Here is a 17,142-nt window from a genome sequence, read left to right as displayed (position 1 = left end):
TTGCCTACCAACGATACCCTAATTTCACACCAATTGTTCTCTGTTTACTTAATTGCGAACCTTGCGATTGAGCCGCATATACCGACGTGTGGAAATGTGCGACCTCACCACTTACGCCCAATTCTTTTTGCCAATAACGCCCGAACTGTTGTTGTAAAGTCGCCTGATTGACTTGAGTTTGCACGCGAGCATTTGATGCATCGACATAATTTACTGAGAAATACGGTTTAATTGCCACACCTTGAGCTGGTGTAAAGGTGTAATCTACTTTAACCCCTGTAGTGTAGCTATTAAATGCTATTTTCGGTGTCTGGATATTGACACCTTCGTATTGATAATTTTCACCTTCGATAAAGTGACGATTTACACCAAGATAAGGCTGTATGCCTAATTCTCCTAAACGAAACTGATAGTTCGCATTAAGGCCATAACTCATCACACGACGATGGATTTTTTGGCTTTGTTCACCTGAAATTTTACTTGAACTCACCCCATAACCTGCGTTGACACCCAATTGCCAATCATGCCATTGATATTGTGCAAACGCTGACACCATCGTGAGCCCCATCTGATTGGAGATCTGCTCATCAAAGGTATTATTAGCACGACCATGTGAGAAAATCGCTCCCATCCGTCCATTCTCAACTTTTTTCTGAACACCAACTTGGCGTAAATTCATATTTTGTTGATAAGCACGGAAATCATCTGAGTCATAACGTTTTTTATCTTGCGTAATATTCGTCCATACTGAAAGATCTGAATTTGAAACCAAAACTCTATCAAGCTCATGTTGAACTGAAAGCATACTATTTACCGTTGCAGACAATTCAGAAAGAGCACTATTTGAATAACGACTAATAAGTTCTTTTTGCTTGTGTTTTGCCTCTTCGGCTTTACGTTGTTCTTCGGATAGACGTTTTGCATCTTTCGCTAGATGTGCCTGTTCAGCAAGTTCTTTCTCTTTTCTCGGATTGTATAAGCGATAATCATGATTATCATTTTTTAACTCATAGCGATATACACCCACATCTACATGACCATTCGCTAAAGAAATATTGATGTTGTCTGTCTGAGCTGAGTTTCTAAGGGTCAGTAAGCTGAGTTGTTGTAAGGTTTGTGGTTCCGTACCGGAGTTGTGCACGTTTAATACAAAATTACCTGTTGCCAAACCATGTACTGCCACATGATCACCCTTGTATTCAGGCAAATAAGTGCGGTAATTAAAAGTACCATTTCCACTTAAATCACCTAGTAAGGTGAGTTGGTTAAATGTTTGGTTATTCGCTTGAGTTTCAAAATCCGGATTTAGTGTAATTTGGCTGTTATTGAGGCTTAAATTGCCAATTGTTGTGCTGTTCGGTAACGTCCAGTACGCACTGTTAGACAATGCTATCAGGGTGTCTTTAGTACCTTGAATTTGGTGCTCAAAATGGGTATTAATGAAATTTAATTTTGCCTGGTCAGAGAGAGTAATATCACCCTTTAAGGTAGCATTTTCAACTGTGCCCATAGTTTGGTTATTTAGCGCAAGTGTGCCTGTTTGAGTTGCATTATGCGCTAAGTGATATAGGCTTTGCCCATGTAGCACCACATTCCCCGTGACATCCGCAAATCCCAATACTGATAATGTTGTATTGTCATTAAGGGTAAAATTACCATTGATTTGACTACGCTCTAAGCTGGCAAAGACTTTATCGGATAAGGTTTGTTCGGTGCATTTCGTTAATCCTGTCCAATCAGAACGCGCACAAATTAAATTTGCCTGTTTATCGGTGACACCCAATGTAGCATTGGCGTTGTTGCTTAGTTGCCAATCCCCGTTTATCGCAGAAACGTTTCTAGAAACGACCACATTTCCGCCGTTAATGACGAATTTTTCCGCTTTAAAGGTACGATTTAACCAGTCATCATCAATCACCACTTCCCCTTGGGGACGACCTATTAATGCCGGTCGGTTTTGATGGTTATAGGCATGAGGTGTTGGTCGACCACTAAGGACCAACGTACCGTTTTCTTGCGTAATATTGCCGTTTAAGTTAGTACCGCCCGATAATAAAAAGACGCTGTCTGCATGCGTAGGGCGATAAACTACATTTAATCGACCGTTATGAAGTGTGGTATTGGTTTCACCAAGCCAACCGTTAAATGCCATTGCTTTGGATTGGTTAATGTTATTTTCATTATTAATTTGAGCATTACCTAGAATCGTGATGGTTGCTGCCGTGCCTTTGTTATGGTTGACAATTTGTGCGCCTTCATCAGTATTTTGAATGCGGTTAAAAGTGAGTGAATGGCCATTAAGATCTAAACGGCCACCACGAAAACCGAAATAAATATTCTTGGGATTGACTTGGTCAGCACTTTCCAATTTTACCGTTGGGCGACCGCTCACAATCCCCAATTGATTAAAGGCTTGTTTTTTGCCTTGTTCGTCAGCTTGTTGATTTAAAACGACAACACCGTCTCCCACACTGATATCGCCAAGGTTTTCGCCTTTGCCGTTGACCAATAACGTGCCTTGCCCAATTTTAGACAAACGATCGCCTGCCGGATTTTTGATTTTCCATGTAACCGTACTGCCTTCCCCCACTGAAATACCTGCACCTTTCCAGGTTTCATCATTGGTAGGCTGCACCACAAAATCCCCTTCAAAGGTCAACCCACCGGCTCCCTGATCAATGTCATTTTTCAGAGTGATTGTGCTACTTTGCATATTTCCAAGATAAATATTCTTACCATGATGAAGTGCCGGCATATACGGGTTCGGCCCACCATATCCAAAGAATTCATCTTTGCCAGATGAAGGTAAGTTGTAATTGGCAAGCGGAGTGTTTACAACAATTTGGCTGCCTTTTTTAGCTAATTTACCGCTGCCATTGCCATTCGTTGTCCAGTCATAGGAAGCAGACGTAAATTCAAATACTGTCAGCAAATCACTATCAAGAATTTCATCCAAATAATCTTTTCGTGCAATTTGATACGTATTTTCTTTACCTTGATAAGGGTGTCCGCTACGCAATACGCCGTTTAACAGCCATTTTCCTGCCGTTTTATCGTAAATAAACATCGGAGATCCACTGTCACCGCTAGAACCTGAAATCGGTAACGGGCCATATTGATTCGGATGGCGCACATCACCACTTAGACTGATCTCACCATTGTTCGCCCAACCTTGCATAAAGGTATTGCCTGCGGTGAGGTAGTTATACGCCATAGCAATATGGTTGCCATTGTCATTATCATCACGCAAAAATTGCCAACCGCTACCAATTCTCACCCGCATTGGATACTTTTCTAAATCACCATAGGTGCTTCCTTGCATATTTGACACCATTTCTATCGGTGCAGCTTCTGTGACAAATTTGGCTAATCGAGGGTTATGGTAGTCCGTCATGTAAGGGTGAGTACGGTCGTTTTTATAATTATTTCGTTTAACGATGTTATAAGCAAATCGGTGCTGATCGGGGTTACTGCCTTCCATACCGAAATCAACATTTCTATAGCCTACGTTATGTGCCACGCTGACGATATATTGATCGCCTACAAGCGCAGCTACGCCATTACGACTAACCACCGAAAAATCCATCATTGGTGCATTTTGCATTATTGTGCCGATAGATTCGCCTTTTTTATTTAGTACCGCAATATTTTGTGCACCGGGAGTGAATTTGCCTTTATTTTCAGCAAAATCACGGAAATATTGATAATCCACACCGGAATAAACTTGTCCAGCGAAGGTCATTGAGCTGAGGTTCAATGCCACAAACGCAGCAATAAATTTAGGTTTAAAATTTGTCTTTTGCATAAAATTGGTTCAAATAAATTAATCAGTGATGGAGAAAGCATGGAATCATCACTGATTAGAAAAATGTTTATTTTGTATGATACGGTTGAATTTAATATCGGTTCTAGCAAATTTCGGAACAATCATGCTCCTTATTACGTGAGTATAGAAACCTTCCGATTATTGATTAAAAATTTCCACCATTTTGATATGTTGGATTACCGCGCGACGATCAACCGCCGGATTATTAGAATCTAAGAGTTGTTGCCAATAACGAAGAGCCACTGGATAGTTTCTTTGTGCTAATGCTTCTGCGGCAAGGAGATTTAGGGACGATACCTCATTTTTATTGTCTTGTAGTGCGGCTTCAATTAATTGACGAACCTTCGGGGTAATTTTTTGCCCGGCTAAATAATATTGAGCTGTCGCACCTAAACCTAATAGTTCTGGTGTTTCTCCAAGAATCTGTGCCGCGTTACGCAAGGCAATTAGCGCATTGTCATATTGTTCCGCCTCCATATAGGCTTCAGCTAATTTACGCCAATCATCACCATTATTCGGATTGGCTCGCAGACGATTTTGAATGGTTTCTATCAGATCGCTTTGTTGAGCTTTTTCAGAGGTTTCTAGACGCTGATTGAGCGCAGCAACTTGTAGCTGTTCCCCCTGTTGAACGCGTTCTAGTCGATCGAGAGAAAAATAATAGGCGAGCGGCACAATTAACAGCAGGCTAAAGATAAGTAATAGGGTTTTGAGCCGTTGTGCCGGACTCGAGGTTACTTCGGGTAAATAGTTGCTTTGAGTGCTTCTAGGATCAGAAGAAGATAATGTGCTTGTTCCAGATGAATAGATATTCAACGATGGTTGTTTCATGGAATACCAAATAAGCGCAAAGGCCAAACCAAATAACAAGATAGGTGCTAACCAGAGTAGGGCGGTATTCCATTGAAATGGCGGTTTATAGTTTACAAATTGCCCAAAACGCGCCGTCATTGCATCAATAATTTGTTGATTGGTTTGGCCTTCATCGACCATTTTATAAACTTCCAGGCGTAGGTCATAGGCAATTGGTGAATTAGATTCAACTAGATTTTGGTTTTGACATTGTGGGCAGCGTAGAGATTTAGCCAATTCAACAGCTCGAGTTCGATCCGCTTGGTTTTTGAAGGCATAAGTATCCACCATTTCAGCGTGAGCAAATGGTAATAACCCTAAATAGCAGATTAGGAAAAAAAATTTTAGATATTTCATTTATGCGTTAATGCCTGTATTTGCGGTTTAAGTTCGGTTTGCCAAATTTGTTCGGTGAGCATGCCGGAAAATCGATAGCGAATAATACCGTTAGCGTCTACTAAGTAAGTTTCCGGAGCACCATCAACCCCTAGTTTGAGGGCAAGTTCCCCCCGACTATCATTAATGGAAAAGCGGTAAGGGTCGCCCATTTGTTCCAACATCATTAGGCCATTTTGTGGTTTGTCACGATAATCGATGCCGATAATAGGAATTTCCTTAGTGATTTCCAATAATAACGGGTGTTCCTGTTGACAGTAACCGCACCAGCTGCCCCATACATTTAACAGAAAAGGTTCGGCGGGCAAATCACGTAGACTTCTGGTTTGTGATGGATTAGCTAAGTCAGCCTGATAAAACTCAGGAACGGGTTTGCCAATCAGTGCAGAGGCAATTTGTTTAGGATCCTGTTTTAGTCCAGCAAAAAGCAATAGGCATACGGCTAAGAGCAGACCAAGCGGAATAAAGAATAGGGTTTTTTTATTCATAGGATTTTCTCTTTCTGCAACATACCGATAATAGTGAGCCAAGTGCCATTAATAGGCCACCGGCCCATAACCAACGGATTAGCGGTTTATAATGAAGGCGGAAAGTAAATTCACCTTGCCCTAAATTATCGCCCATGACAATGTACAAATCCCCCCAAAAGCCCGCATCAAGGCCGACTTCGCTCATGGTCATTGTGCGCACATCATAATAACGGCGTTCAGCAATAATTTCGGTATAAGGCTTATCCGCCTTATCAACGCGAAACCAGGCCACTTCAGCAGTAAAGTTTGGACCGATTTCATTAGAGAAGGTCTGATAGTGAAAATTGAATTCACCCAATTGCTGGGTTTGCTGTGGTGCTAAACGAACACCGATTTCACTTCCAAAATAACCACTCATTACTGCACCAATAGTTGCAATAGCTACACCTGAATGGGCCAAAATCATTGCTAAATAAGAGCACTTCATCAATCGCCAGTTTTGCCACAAGGTAGCCAATAGTAGCCAAATAGCCAAACTTAGCAGAATGTAGGCAAAAGCATTGAAACGCAACGTTTGATCATGATTTAGCACTTGGGCAATCATTAGGTAAGCGATGCCTAACGCCGGGATGAGTAACATTAGACGGCGCTTGAATTGCCCCTTGTCGCTACGTAGCCAATTAAGGTTTAGGCTTAGTACCATCGCTAATAGCATCAATGTGACTAACGGTAGGAAGATACTATTAAAATAAGGAGGCCCTACGGAAATGGAACCCCATCCCATCGCTTGGAAAAGCATTGGGTAAAAGGTCCCGAGAAAGGTGCTAACAGTCGCAATGGTTAAGATGACATTAATAAGTAAAATTGCCCCGTTTTTGGAAAGCAGTACGAAAGGCGCTTGGTTTTCTTCTTGTCGACTGCGTAAGGCAAAAAGACCTAAGGATACTACCGTGAGCAAGAAGAATATCAATAATAATACATAGCCGCGCGAGTTATCTAAGGCAAAGGCATGCACTGAAGTTAAGGCACCGGAGCGTACAATAAATGTCCCCAGTACGCTGAAAGCAAAGGCTAGCAAGGAAAAGAGTGTAGTCCAATAACCAAACAGCCCTTGTTTTTCGGAGACGAGTTGACTATGTAAGAGCGCTAATCCTAATAACCAAGGCATTAAAGAGGCATTTTCTACCGGGTCCCAGAACCACCATCCCCCCCAACCGAGTTCGTAATAAGCCCACCAAGCGCCCAATACAATACCGATAGTTAATAGCAACCAGGCGGTTAGTACCCATGGGCGCATCATTTGGGCGAGTTGGCTAAGCGGACGTTGGATAATTAGTCCACTTAAGGAAATCGCAAAATTGACGGCAAATCCGACGTAGCCTAAGTAGAGTAGTGGAGGGTGAAAAATAAGTCCGATATCTTGTAGCATCGGATTAAGATCGCGTCCTTCCGGCGGTGCAGGAAAAATACGGCCAAAGGGATTGGAATAAAACAGAATAAAAATAGTGAAAGCAAATAGGATAATGCCAAGAATCGCTAGCACTAAGGCTGAGAATGCTTGTTCCCGACGACGATTGATAAAGGCAAATGCCGCCAACCAAAGGCTTAGGGAGAATAGCCAAAATAGCATGGAGCCTTCATGGCCACCCCAAGTTGCAGCTATTTTAAAAAATAATGGTAATTGTGAGTTGGAATGTGCTGCTACGTATTCTAACGTGAAATCATCAATGGCAAAGGAATAGGCCAAGATACCAATGGAGGCAGTGCTGAAAATTGCTGTGCAATAAGCCAGTCCCCAAGCGCTACTGCTTAAGGCTAGATTATTACGCCATAAACCGATAGGCGGTAATAAGGCCAACAATAGGGAAGCCATGGCGGCGATAAGGAGTGAAATAAAACCGAGTTCTGGGATCATACGTTTTGCTATTGGTTGAAAACATGGGCTGCCGCATATTAAACGCACCCAGGAAAAAATAAGTTTTATCTAAAATAATATCTAAGTTATTGATTTTATTAGATATGGCTAAAAAACTTTATTTTAGACAAAAAGAAAGGCGCATTTTATACGCCTTTCTTTCTATTGCAAACCTGAAGTTTACGCGACGGTTAATTGTCCTGCATACAAAATGTAATAACGTAAGCACAACACACCGATAAGGTCACAGATTGAAACGATAATAATAAAGTTTCGATTGTATTTTAATTCCGCTTTGGCTGCCAAGTTGGCAAGCAATGGAATGATGATACCGATAAGCATGACCCCGATCCAGAATACCGCCCCCCAGAAACCGGAGAATGCATTCTCAAGAGCTACTACTTTTTGTCCGCCACCGAAATATAATCCGACGAAGAAGCAGACGATCAAACCTAGCTCGGTCACCATAATTGGCACTTCAAATTTATGAATGAAGTGGGATTCATGGCTATCGCCTTTAAGACGGCCGGCAATCAAGATAAACAAGAATGTTGCGGCAATCCCTGAAGAAGTTCCCGATGCCAAGAACAAGGCCGGTAATACCGGGTTATTGAGCATTGGATAACTAATTAAGGCTGAAAGCAAGAAACCGGTATAAGCACCAAGCACTGCAGCTAAAATGAATAAAATCACTTCAGTTGCGCCCATTACACGTTCACAGGCCGTGATCCATTTCACCAAGAAACTCAGTTTTGGTAAGAAACGGTTGAGTAGGCGAGCAATATCTTCTTTGAAGATCACGGCACACCAAACGACCAAGAACAGCATATAGACTTGGAATAACATTACCCCCATAGACATTACAGAGTTAAATTGATAGTTAAACATCAATTTCCAGAATGTCCAAGGACGCGCCAAGTGGAAGACAAGTATGGTTAAGCCGATGAGTGTCGGTACGCTACCGAGCACGGCCGCCGCCCTGATAATCCAGTTTTGGCTAGGGTTTTCTAGTTTGTGGCTACGTTTGTAGGCAATTGCCAACTGTACTGCACCGGACGAAATACCAAGCAAAAACAAGTAGATTGCAATGGGTGAATCCCACACTAAATTTGGTGTGTGGAAAGGAACTGGATAAGTTGGCATTGTCATCTTCTTGGTTCTCCGTGTTGGAATGGAATATGGTACAGGTTAGGTTGGGTTCCCAATTCCACTTTCGTACGATAAACCGGACGCTCTTTTACCTTACGGGCTACAGCACTATTTGGATCATTCATATCACCAAAAGTGAGGGCTTTGGTCGGGCAGGCCTCCACACAGGCTGGCTGTTTGCCTTTAGCCAGATTGGTATCGCGACAGAAGTTACATTTATCCGCAGTACGGTGTACCGGATGAATGAAACGCACGCGATAAGGACAAACGGCGATGCAGTATTGGCAACCGACACAGAGATCTTTATGCACATCCACAATACCGGTTTCTTTATCAATAAAGGACGCCCCAGTCGGACAAACCGCAACACAAGGCGCATTAGTACAGTGTTGGCAGGATTGACGGAAAAACTCATATTCCTGATTCGGGAATTCGCCATAAGGCTCGCTACGCAAAATTTCCAAGCGGGAAACGCCTTCCGGCACTTGGTTGGTTTCGCGACAAGCATCCATACAGGCTGTACAGCCAATACAGGAAGTCTCATCGTGCACCATTGCATAACGTTTTCGTTTATCCGCCGTTTCGTCTTTCGCTAAAGACGTTACAGATGTTCCGGTCATTAGGATCACCGCTCCCATACCGGAAACAAAGTTTCGGCGTGAGCAGGCGGTCATTGTTTATCCTTTTGTTCGGTAGCTGGACTAGCCGGCATTGCTTTTTCAGCGTCTGCTGCGGCTTTGCGTTTTTGTTGTTCGCCGTGGCAATCAACACAAAGTTTTACGCGGTTTTTACTTGAGATACCTTTCATTGCATCATCTTTCGGGTGCAATGTATGGCAGCTTGCGCAAGGTAATTTCATCGCGTGCACATCATGAGCCCACAATTTTTCACGTAATTTGTCTGGTTGGTGGCAAGCAAAACAAACTTGGTTTTGTTCTTGTACGCTATACATCGGTTTTTTATCACCGAAAATATCGCCTTCAAAACGCATTACATCTTTTGCGCCACGACGGTGATCTTCGGAAACGTTGCCGTGACAGCTAACACAAGTGATCGCTTTTCCGTTATTTGGATTTTTTTGGTTCAAATGGGTACCATGGAATTTACCAAAGTGCAATTCACCACCAGATTGATCAGCGGTTTGGGTTTTGTCCACTTGGTCAAATTTGTGACATTTTGCACAGTATTGGTTTGGATCGCGTTGGTTATCCATTTGTGGCTCATAGCTGAGCTGAGAAGCCGGTTTGGCCACATCTTCAGCATTTGCTGCCATTGGCGCAATCGCCAACATTGCAAGCAATGCCAAGGCTTTTGCCGGCTTGCTGATTAAAGAAGTTAAATTCATTCTGATTACCTCAAATATTTGGTTAAAAATGACCGCACTTCTATTCAACACTTATAAAAGTGCGGTTCTTTTTTATTGTTTTGTTGCGGTATCTTCAGCTAATTTGCCATTGGCTTTTGCTTCTTTGACCCATTGAGGTACAACAGTTTCTAAGAATTCTTTTTTCGCTTTGCGTTCTTTTTCGATATCGATACCCATTACTTTCCATGCTTTATCAGCTGTAGAAATATCTGGTACTTCAACCGGAGTTTTCACGCCGTGTTTAGTTAGAATTACAGCAAGTTTAGTGCGTGCATCAGCTGCTTTGTCTAAACCAGAACCTAATACGCGAAGCATTACATCAGGAGCGTGCATGTGGCCACCGTGGCTTGCTGCAGCGTAGTCCCAACGCCATTGAGCGTGACGGATATCCATTAAAGCAGGTTCCATTTCTTCTTTAGTTGCACCTGCATCCCATGCAGCTTTCGCTTCAAAGTGAGCACGAACAACTTGATCTTCTAAACGACCCATTACATCTTTCACTTCTTTTTTACGTGAAGCTACGATGTCTTTAAGTTTTTCTTTGCTTTGATCGTGACAGTTTGCGCATGTGGTATCAAATGCATCGAATGGGTTTTGGATTTGGTGGTCGGTGTAAACTTTACCGTCTTTACCTTGTACTTTAGGCATGTGACAGTCGATACAGGTTACGCCGTTTTTACCGTGCATACCCAAAGACCAGATTTCAAAGTCAGGGTGTTGCGCTTTTAACATAGGCGCTTTGGAGAGAGAGTGAGTCCAGTCACTGAAACCGATATCATCGTAGTATTTTTCGATGTCATCAACAGTTTGGCCGTTATCCCACGGGAAGGTTACTTGTTTTAAGTCGCCTGCGAAGTAGTATTCAACGTGGCAGTTTGCACAGATTTCAGCGCGTTTTTCAGTGCGAGCTGCTGTGTTAAAGCTTAAATTCGGTTGCTCTTTACCTTCAGCTTTCGCTTTTGCTTGAAGTGCATTATTTAAGTGATCTAACGCACGAAGAACGTGTGGACGAGCAATACGTAATGCAGGTTTGCCTTCTGCAAAGTCTTTTGAAGTGGTATCGTGACAGTCAGCACAACCGATTGAGTTTACAATTTCTGCGCCGCCTTTAGCCCATTTAGCACCAAAGTAGCCATCTTCACCCCATTCCGCGATTAAACGTGGAACGTCTGGACCTTTACAAGTCCAACATGCCATTGGTTGTGGGCCATCAGTTGCTGTTTTTGGTGCGCCGGTACGTAAAATATCACGTACGTCTTTTACCGCATAAACGTGACCACGAGGTGCATTATATTCTTTCGCGAAAGAATAACCGCCCCATAACACGATTAAACGAGGGTCTTGTTCATCTGCATAGATGATTTTGTCGCCTTTTTCGGTCGCTTTCCACGAGTTGAATTGGTTAGGATATTTCTCAGCGAATTTTTCATTCACTGCTTCAATTTTTAAGTTAGGGTTTGGTGCTTCGACCGGTTGTTCAACTGGCTTATACACCATTTCGGCGTGAGCCGAACCAAAACCGGCGATTGCCGCCAAAGAAGTTGCCACGAAAAGGCTTTTTCTTAATGCGTTCACGATAATCACTCCATAGGAAAGTAAACTAAAATTCTAAAAACGCGAACCATTCTCATTCTTAACCTTTTGAATTTGTTAAACAAAATAGAAAGGTTCTGCGGTGAGCGTAAAATATCAAAATGGATTTTTTTTAACAGTAGTAACCATAAAAAATTTGCGTTTAATCAAAAATATTTTCCAAAATACACCTAAAGGGGTAGGGGTGGGATGGGCTTTCTGATACGCATTATCAGTTGTTAATACTGCTATGCTTAAGGTGAAAAAAATAGCATCTCTTTTCCCAGTGGAGAGACTCAATATGTACCTAAATTAGATGGTTTTCTTAATTTTAAGTTACTGCTAATAAAATCAATGGGTTAACTTATGTTTTAAAGAAAAAATCTTTTTTTATAGGGGCGTTTTTTTCGCAGATGACTTTTTGCGTATAATGTGCGTGAGATTTTTCGGAGGAATTATGATTGGACCCTATGTCAATGGCGCTGCGATTATCGCAGGAGCGTTGCTTGGTGCGGCACTCGGTGGACGTATTCCAGAGCGGCTACGCACTAATTTAACATTAATTTTCGGCCTTTGTTCGATGGCGATGGGAATTGTTATGCTGGCCAAAACCGTCAGCATGCCGGCGGTGATTTTGGCTATTTTATTAGGCACTATTGTCGGGGAAATTATACAGTTGGAACATGGCATTAATCGTTTGGCAGCAGCGGCTAAAGGGCTGATTGAAAAATTGACTACTCCTGGTGCGAATAGTCCGAGTCAGGAAGAATTCTTAAATAAATTCGTGGCGGTGGTGATCTTGTTTTCCTTTAGCGGTACCGGCATTTTCGGGGCAATGAATGAAGGAATGACGGGTAATTACGATATCTTGTTAGTGAAATCCTTTTTAGATTTCTTTACCGCCATGATTTTTGCTACCAGTTTAGGGATTGCGGTGGCTTCAATTTGTATTCCACAAACTTTGTTGCAGGTGGTGTTGGCTTATTTGGCGGTGTTTATCATACCTTTTGTAACACCGGCCATGCAGGCCGATTTTGGGGCGGCCGGCGGTGTGTTAATGGTCGCGGTAGGAATTCGAATTTGTAATATTCAGATGTTTCATGTGGCCAATATGTTACCGGCACTATTTTTAGTTATGCCGATATCTCATTATTGGGCATTGATATTCGGTTAACAAAAGGCGGAAACTAAAAATGTCCGCCTTTCGTTTTAGCTTTAACGCCCTTGTAAATCGATAATAACCACTTCCGATTGCGATCCCAAACGCATTGGGATCCCCCAGAAGCCATAGCCGGAACTTACCACAAAATGTCGACCATTGATTTGTTCGTGACCGTAGTCCAAGCGATAGGTTAATGCGGTAATAATATTGGCGGGGAACACTTGTCCTTTATGAGCGTGCCCAGAAACCTGCAAATCAATCGGTAGATTAGCATGTAACTCAATTTCACTTGGCCGATGATCCAACAAAATAATAGGCAATTGCTTGTTTTCTACCGCATCAAGTAAAGAGGCCGTACTCGGACGGTTTTTATCCAAGTCGTCATTCCGTCCAATCAGCACCAACTCATTATTCAACGTGATGCTTTGATCCTGCAATAGTGTGATGCCTGCTTTGCGGATTTCTGCACTAATGGCTTGCTGATGACCGAATAAGTCGTGGTTGCCCAAGGTGGCATATACTCCTAATGGTGCCCGAAGTTTAGCCAGATGTGGTTGCATATGTTCGGCTAAATAGGCATCGGTGTTGTCATCCATAATATCGCCAGGCATCAGAATCAGATCGACTTTTTGTTGGTTGAAGATTTCTGCCAACCAATCTAAATGCCGATTACCAAATAAACGTCCCAGGTGTAAATCGCTGACCATGCCAATGCGTAGGGGTTTCATTGGTTTATCAATGGTTAATTGATAATAAGTGATGCGTGGCATGTAGGCGTTGTACACACTTAAGAGCAATAGGCCGATAAATGCTAAAGGTGCAGTAAGACGTAGTGCACGTTCAATATTGGCAAAATTGGCGCGGCGATAGGTCAAGCGACGAATCAGCCACACACCAAGGCCAACGAAGCTGACGTAGAGCAAAATCAACAAAATCAGTGCAACCAAGCGATGCAGCATAAATAGGCGCAAAACAGTGCCTAATAGCAACAGGTTTGGCAACACGAACATTGCAATGCTTATCCAACGACGGGTTTGGTGGCGGAGTTTATCGGCGCACAACCAAAAGAAAGTGCGGTTGGTGGCAAAAATCAGCAACTGTAATAGCACTAAAACTAGGCCGAAAATAACATAATAGCGCGGTTCGATCATGGGGGATCCCGGTAGTCAACAAAGAGCGCCATTATAGGGAAATACCCCGGAGAAACCAATTTTTCAATCAACTCTAATAAAATCAATGGGTTAGCATTTATTTTGGCAAAAACTTCTATTTTTCATGGGGCGTTTGCGTAGAGGGCTGATTTCCAATTCCCAAAACGGCATTTTTTCGCTAGAATGCCGCCCGTTTTTTAATTTCAGTTACAAGAAGGAAATCCTATGTTCGGAAAAGGCGGTTTAGGTGGCTTGATGAAACAAGCCCAACAAATGCAGGAAAAAATGCAAAAGATGCAAGAAGAAGTAGCCAAATTGGAAGTGACCGGCGAAAGCGGTGCCGGCTTGGTGAAAATTACCATTAATGGTGCACATAATTGCCGTCGTATTGAAATCGATCCGTCCTTAATGGAAGACGATAAAGAGATGTTGGAAGACTTAATTGCTGCGGCATTCAATGATGCAGTACGTCGTGCAGAAGAATTGCAAAAAGAAAAAATGGCAGCCGTGACCGCGGGGATGCCGTTACCGCCGGGAATGAAATTTCCATTTTAATCCATTGGGTGTGTGAATCCATTCATACACCCTTGCTAATTTTCCCCACCATTAATCCAGTATGCAAAGCAGTCCACTTTTAGAGCATCTTATTGAGAATTTACGCTGTTTGCCCGGTGTTGGGCCGAAGTCGGCACAGCGCATGGCCTACCATTTGTTGCAACGTAATCGTAACGGTGGAATGAATCTGGCGCGCGCACTTACGGAAGCTATGTCGAAAATTGGGCATTGTTCGCAATGTCGTGATTTTACCGAAGAAAAGGTGTGCAATATTTGTAATAACCCGCGCCGACAAAATTCCGGTCTACTTTGTGTGGTGGAAATGCCGGCGGATATTCAAGCCATCGAGCAAACCGGCCAATTCTCCGGGCGTTACTTTGTGCTAATGGGACATTTGTCCCCCTTAGATGGTATTGGCCCGAAGGAAATTGGTTTGGATTTATTGCAAAAACGTCTTAATGAAGAATCCTTCCATGAAGTGATTTTAGCAACCAACCCAACGGTGGAAGGGGATGCAACCGCCAATTACATCGCGGAAATGTGTCGTCAGCACAATATTAAAGTGAGCCGAATCGCCCACGGTATTCCGGTGGGGGGCGAGCTCGAAACCGTTGATGGCACTACCTTAACCCATTCTTTCCTAGGTCGTCGTCAGCTCGACTAATCCTATGCGCCTGTTTATCGCCGAAAAACCTAGCCTTGGACGCGCCATTGCCGATGTGTTGCCAAAACCTCATCAACGGGGGGATGGCTTTATTAAATGCGGCAATGAGGATATCGTCACTTGGTGTGTGGGGCATTTGCTGGAACAGGCTGAACCTGATGCCTACGATCCTAAATACAAACAATGGCGCTTAGAACATTTACCGATCATTCCTGAAAAATGGCAGTTATTACCGCGTAAAGATGTGAAAAAACAGCTTATGGTAGTGGAAAAACTGATTCATCAAGCGGATGTGTTAGTGAATGCAGGAGACCCCGATAGGGAAGGACAGTTGTTGGTGGACGAGGTGTTTAGTTATGCCAATTTATCTGCTGAGAAGCGCGATGGTATTTTGCGTTGTTTGATTAGTGATCTGAATCCCAGCGCAGTGGAAAAAGCCGTACAAAAACTCCAGCCCAACCGAGATTTTATTCCTCTAGCCACTTCTGCGTTAGCGCGTGCACGAGCCGATTGGCTGTACGGTATTAATATGACTCGCGCTTACACAATTCGCGGCCGCCAAGCCGGTTATGATGGCGTACTTTCCGTTGGCCGAGTGCAAACACCGGTGCTAGGTTTGATTGTCCGTCGAGATTTAGAAATCGAAAATTTTCAACCAAAGGATTTCTACGAAGTCTTGGCTTGGGTAAAGGAAGATAAAACCGCAGAAAATCCGACTGCGCTTTTTTCAGCCCTTTGGCAACCTAGTAAAGCTTGTGAAGATTACCAAGATGAAGATGGACGAGTGCTTTCCCTAGGATTGGCAGAAAATGTGGTGAAACGCATTACCGATCAACCGGCGGAGGTCACCGAATATGTGGATAAGCGTGAAAAAGAAACCGCACCACTTCCTTATTCTTTATCGGCATTGCAAATTGATGCGGCAAAACGTTTTGGAATGTCGGCTCAGGCGGTGTTGGATACTTGTCAGCGCCTCTATGAAACCCATCGTTTGATTACCTATCCGCGTTCCGATTGTCGTTATTTACCGGAAGAGCATTTTGCCGAACGGCAGAAAGTGGTGAATGCGATTGCTCAACATTGTCCACTTTATCAAACGCTACCGACCGTGGTAGATCTTGAACAGCGTAATCGTTGTTGGAATGATAAAAAAGTCGAAGCGCATCATGCGATCATTCCTACTGCTAATATCCGCGCGATAAATTTAACTCTTGATGAACAGCGTATTTATGAATTAATTGTCCGCCAGTATTTGCTGCAATTTTGTCCGGATGCGGAATATCGCAAAAGTAAAATAACATTAAGCATTGCGGGGGGAACTTTTGTCGCGCAAGCGCGTAATTTGCAAACCGCCGGTTGGAAAGAATTGCTCGGCAAAGAAGACGAGGATGAAAATCAAGAACCCTTGCTGCCGATCGTGAAAAAAGGCCAGATCCTGTATTGTGAACGGGGCGAAGTGGTCAGTAAGAAAACACAACCGCCAAAACCTTTTACCGATGCGACGTTGCTTTCTGCGATGACGGGAATTGCACGCTTTGTGCAGGATAAAGAATTGAAAAAAATCTTGCGTGAAACCGATGGATTAGGAACGGAAGCCACCCGTGCCGGAATTATTGAATTGCTGTTTAAACGAGGCTTTTTGGTGAAAAAAGGACGGAATATCCATAGTACAGAAACCGGTCGAATTCTTATTTCCGCATTGCCGGATATTGCAACTCAGCCTGATATGACGGCTCATTGGGAAGCGCAGTTAACCGATATCAGCCAAAAACAAGCAAGCTATCAGCAATTTATGTTTGCCCTAAATCAGATGTTGCCGGATTTGGTGCGTTTTGTGGATTTCAATGCTTTACGGCGTTTAAGTCAAATCTCGAAAAGCATGCAAGTACCAGCGGCGAAACGTAAAGTGACAAAGGGGCGGGCAGGCGCAGCAGCAAAAACTGCAGCAACTGATTAAAGTTACACCAATTGATAAAAAAATCCCCAAAAACGCTTGCGGGAAAAAGGAAATTTCTATAGTATTCGCCCCCAGTTTTCTTGCGAAATCCGCAACTTGAGAAGAAA

General features: G+C 43.1%; 13 protein-coding genes. 4 read left to right on the top strand and 9 right to left on the bottom strand.

The features are described 5' to 3' along the window. Positions 1 to 4: 4 nt before the first annotated feature. The 8 genes from CKV74_RS00175 to nrfA form a co-directional block, all read right to left on the bottom strand. Positions 5 to 3,805 carry a S6 family peptidase gene (locus CKV74_RS00175; RefSeq protein ID WP_007241849.1) on the bottom strand — a complete coding sequence of 1,267 codons (3,801 nt, stop codon included), beginning with the start codon at positions 3,803 to 3,805 and terminating at the stop codon, positions 5 to 7. A 159-nt stretch (positions 3,806 to 3,964) separates the two neighbouring features. Next, a complete protein-coding gene (gene nrfF / locus CKV74_RS00170) occupies positions 3,965 to 5,035 on the bottom strand; it encodes a heme lyase NrfEFG subunit NrfF (protein ID WP_095176585.1) in 1,071 nt (356 codons plus the stop codon). After that, on the bottom strand, positions 5,032 to 5,562 hold the full coding sequence (locus tag CKV74_RS00165; RefSeq protein ID WP_095176584.1) for a DsbE family thiol:disulfide interchange protein: 531 nt from the start codon (positions 5,560 to 5,562) through the stop codon (positions 5,032 to 5,034). Before CKV74_RS00165 ends, nrfF begins: the two co-directional genes overlap by 4 nt. Continuing rightward, positions 5,555 to 7,459 (bottom strand): heme lyase NrfEFG subunit NrfE, encoded by a 1,905-nt coding sequence (gene nrfE, locus CKV74_RS00160; RefSeq protein WP_007241662.1) that lies wholly within the window; start codon positions 7,457 to 7,459, stop codon positions 5,555 to 5,557. Before nrfE ends, CKV74_RS00165 begins: the two co-directional genes overlap by 8 nt. 180 nt (positions 7,460 to 7,639) lie before the next feature. Continuing rightward, positions 7,640 to 8,608 carry a cytochrome c nitrite reductase subunit NrfD gene (gene nrfD, locus CKV74_RS00155; protein ID WP_039847736.1) on the bottom strand — a complete coding sequence of 323 codons (969 nt, stop codon included), beginning with the start codon at positions 8,606 to 8,608 and terminating at the stop codon, positions 7,640 to 7,642. Then, positions 8,605 to 9,282, bottom strand: coding sequence for a cytochrome c nitrite reductase Fe-S protein (nrfC, locus tag CKV74_RS00150; RefSeq protein ID WP_007241727.1), 678 nt, complete (start codon positions 9,280 to 9,282; stop codon positions 8,605 to 8,607). The genes nrfD and nrfC overlap by 4 nt, the downstream gene beginning before the upstream one ends. Further along, positions 9,279 to 9,953: a cytochrome c nitrite reductase pentaheme subunit gene (gene nrfB / locus CKV74_RS00145; protein ID WP_095176583.1), complete on the bottom strand. Its 675-nt coding sequence runs from the start codon at positions 9,951 to 9,953 to the stop codon at positions 9,279 to 9,281. Before nrfB ends, nrfC begins: the two co-directional genes overlap by 4 nt. 72 nt (positions 9,954 to 10,025) lie before the next feature. After that, the gene (gene nrfA, locus CKV74_RS00140) at positions 10,026 to 11,549 is read right to left on the bottom strand and encodes an ammonia-forming nitrite reductase cytochrome c552 subunit (protein WP_197691635.1); all 1,524 of its coding nucleotides are present in this window, start codon (positions 11,547 to 11,549) and stop codon (positions 10,026 to 10,028) included. Between the two features lie 451 nt (positions 11,550 to 12,000). Between nrfA and CKV74_RS00135 the strand changes: the two genes are divergently transcribed. Then, positions 12,001 to 12,720 (top strand): DUF554 domain-containing protein, encoded by a 720-nt coding sequence (locus CKV74_RS00135; RefSeq protein WP_039847762.1) that lies wholly within the window; start codon positions 12,001 to 12,003, stop codon positions 12,718 to 12,720. 41 nt (positions 12,721 to 12,761) lie between these two features. On the opposite strand, the gene CKV74_RS00130 is transcribed toward CKV74_RS00135, so the two are convergent. Then, complete coding sequence (locus CKV74_RS00130; RefSeq protein ID WP_039847763.1) at positions 12,762 to 13,856, bottom strand: metallophosphoesterase; 1,095 nt, start codon at positions 13,854 to 13,856, stop codon at positions 12,762 to 12,764. A gap of 228 nt (positions 13,857 to 14,084) precedes the next feature. On the opposite strand from CKV74_RS00130, the gene CKV74_RS00125 reads away from it, so the two are divergent. The 3 genes from CKV74_RS00125 to CKV74_RS00115 all read left to right on the top strand — a co-directional run bounded on the left by CKV74_RS00125 (position 14,085) and on the right by CKV74_RS00115 (position 17,035). Next, the gene (locus tag CKV74_RS00125; protein WP_007241528.1) at positions 14,085 to 14,414 is read left to right on the top strand and encodes a YbaB/EbfC family nucleoid-associated protein; all 330 of its coding nucleotides are present in this window, start codon (positions 14,085 to 14,087) and stop codon (positions 14,412 to 14,414) included. A 61-nt stretch (positions 14,415 to 14,475) separates the two neighbouring features. Continuing rightward, entirely contained in the window at positions 14,476 to 15,078 is a 603-nt protein-coding gene (gene recR, locus CKV74_RS00120) for a recombination mediator RecR (RefSeq protein WP_039847738.1), read from the top strand. Positions 15,079 to 15,082: 4 nt separating this feature from the next. Next, a complete protein-coding gene (locus tag CKV74_RS00115; protein WP_007241751.1) occupies positions 15,083 to 17,035 on the top strand; it encodes a DNA topoisomerase III in 1,953 nt (650 codons plus the stop codon). The last annotated feature ends 107 nt before the right edge of the window (positions 17,036 to 17,142 follow it).

The sequence above is a fragment of the Haemophilus pittmaniae genome, assembly GCF_900186995.1.
Lineage (GTDB): Bacteria > Pseudomonadota > Gammaproteobacteria > Enterobacterales > Pasteurellaceae > Haemophilus_D > Haemophilus_D pittmaniae.
Note: the sequence above shows the minus strand (reverse complement) of the source record. Positions and strands in the feature narration are given on the sequence as shown.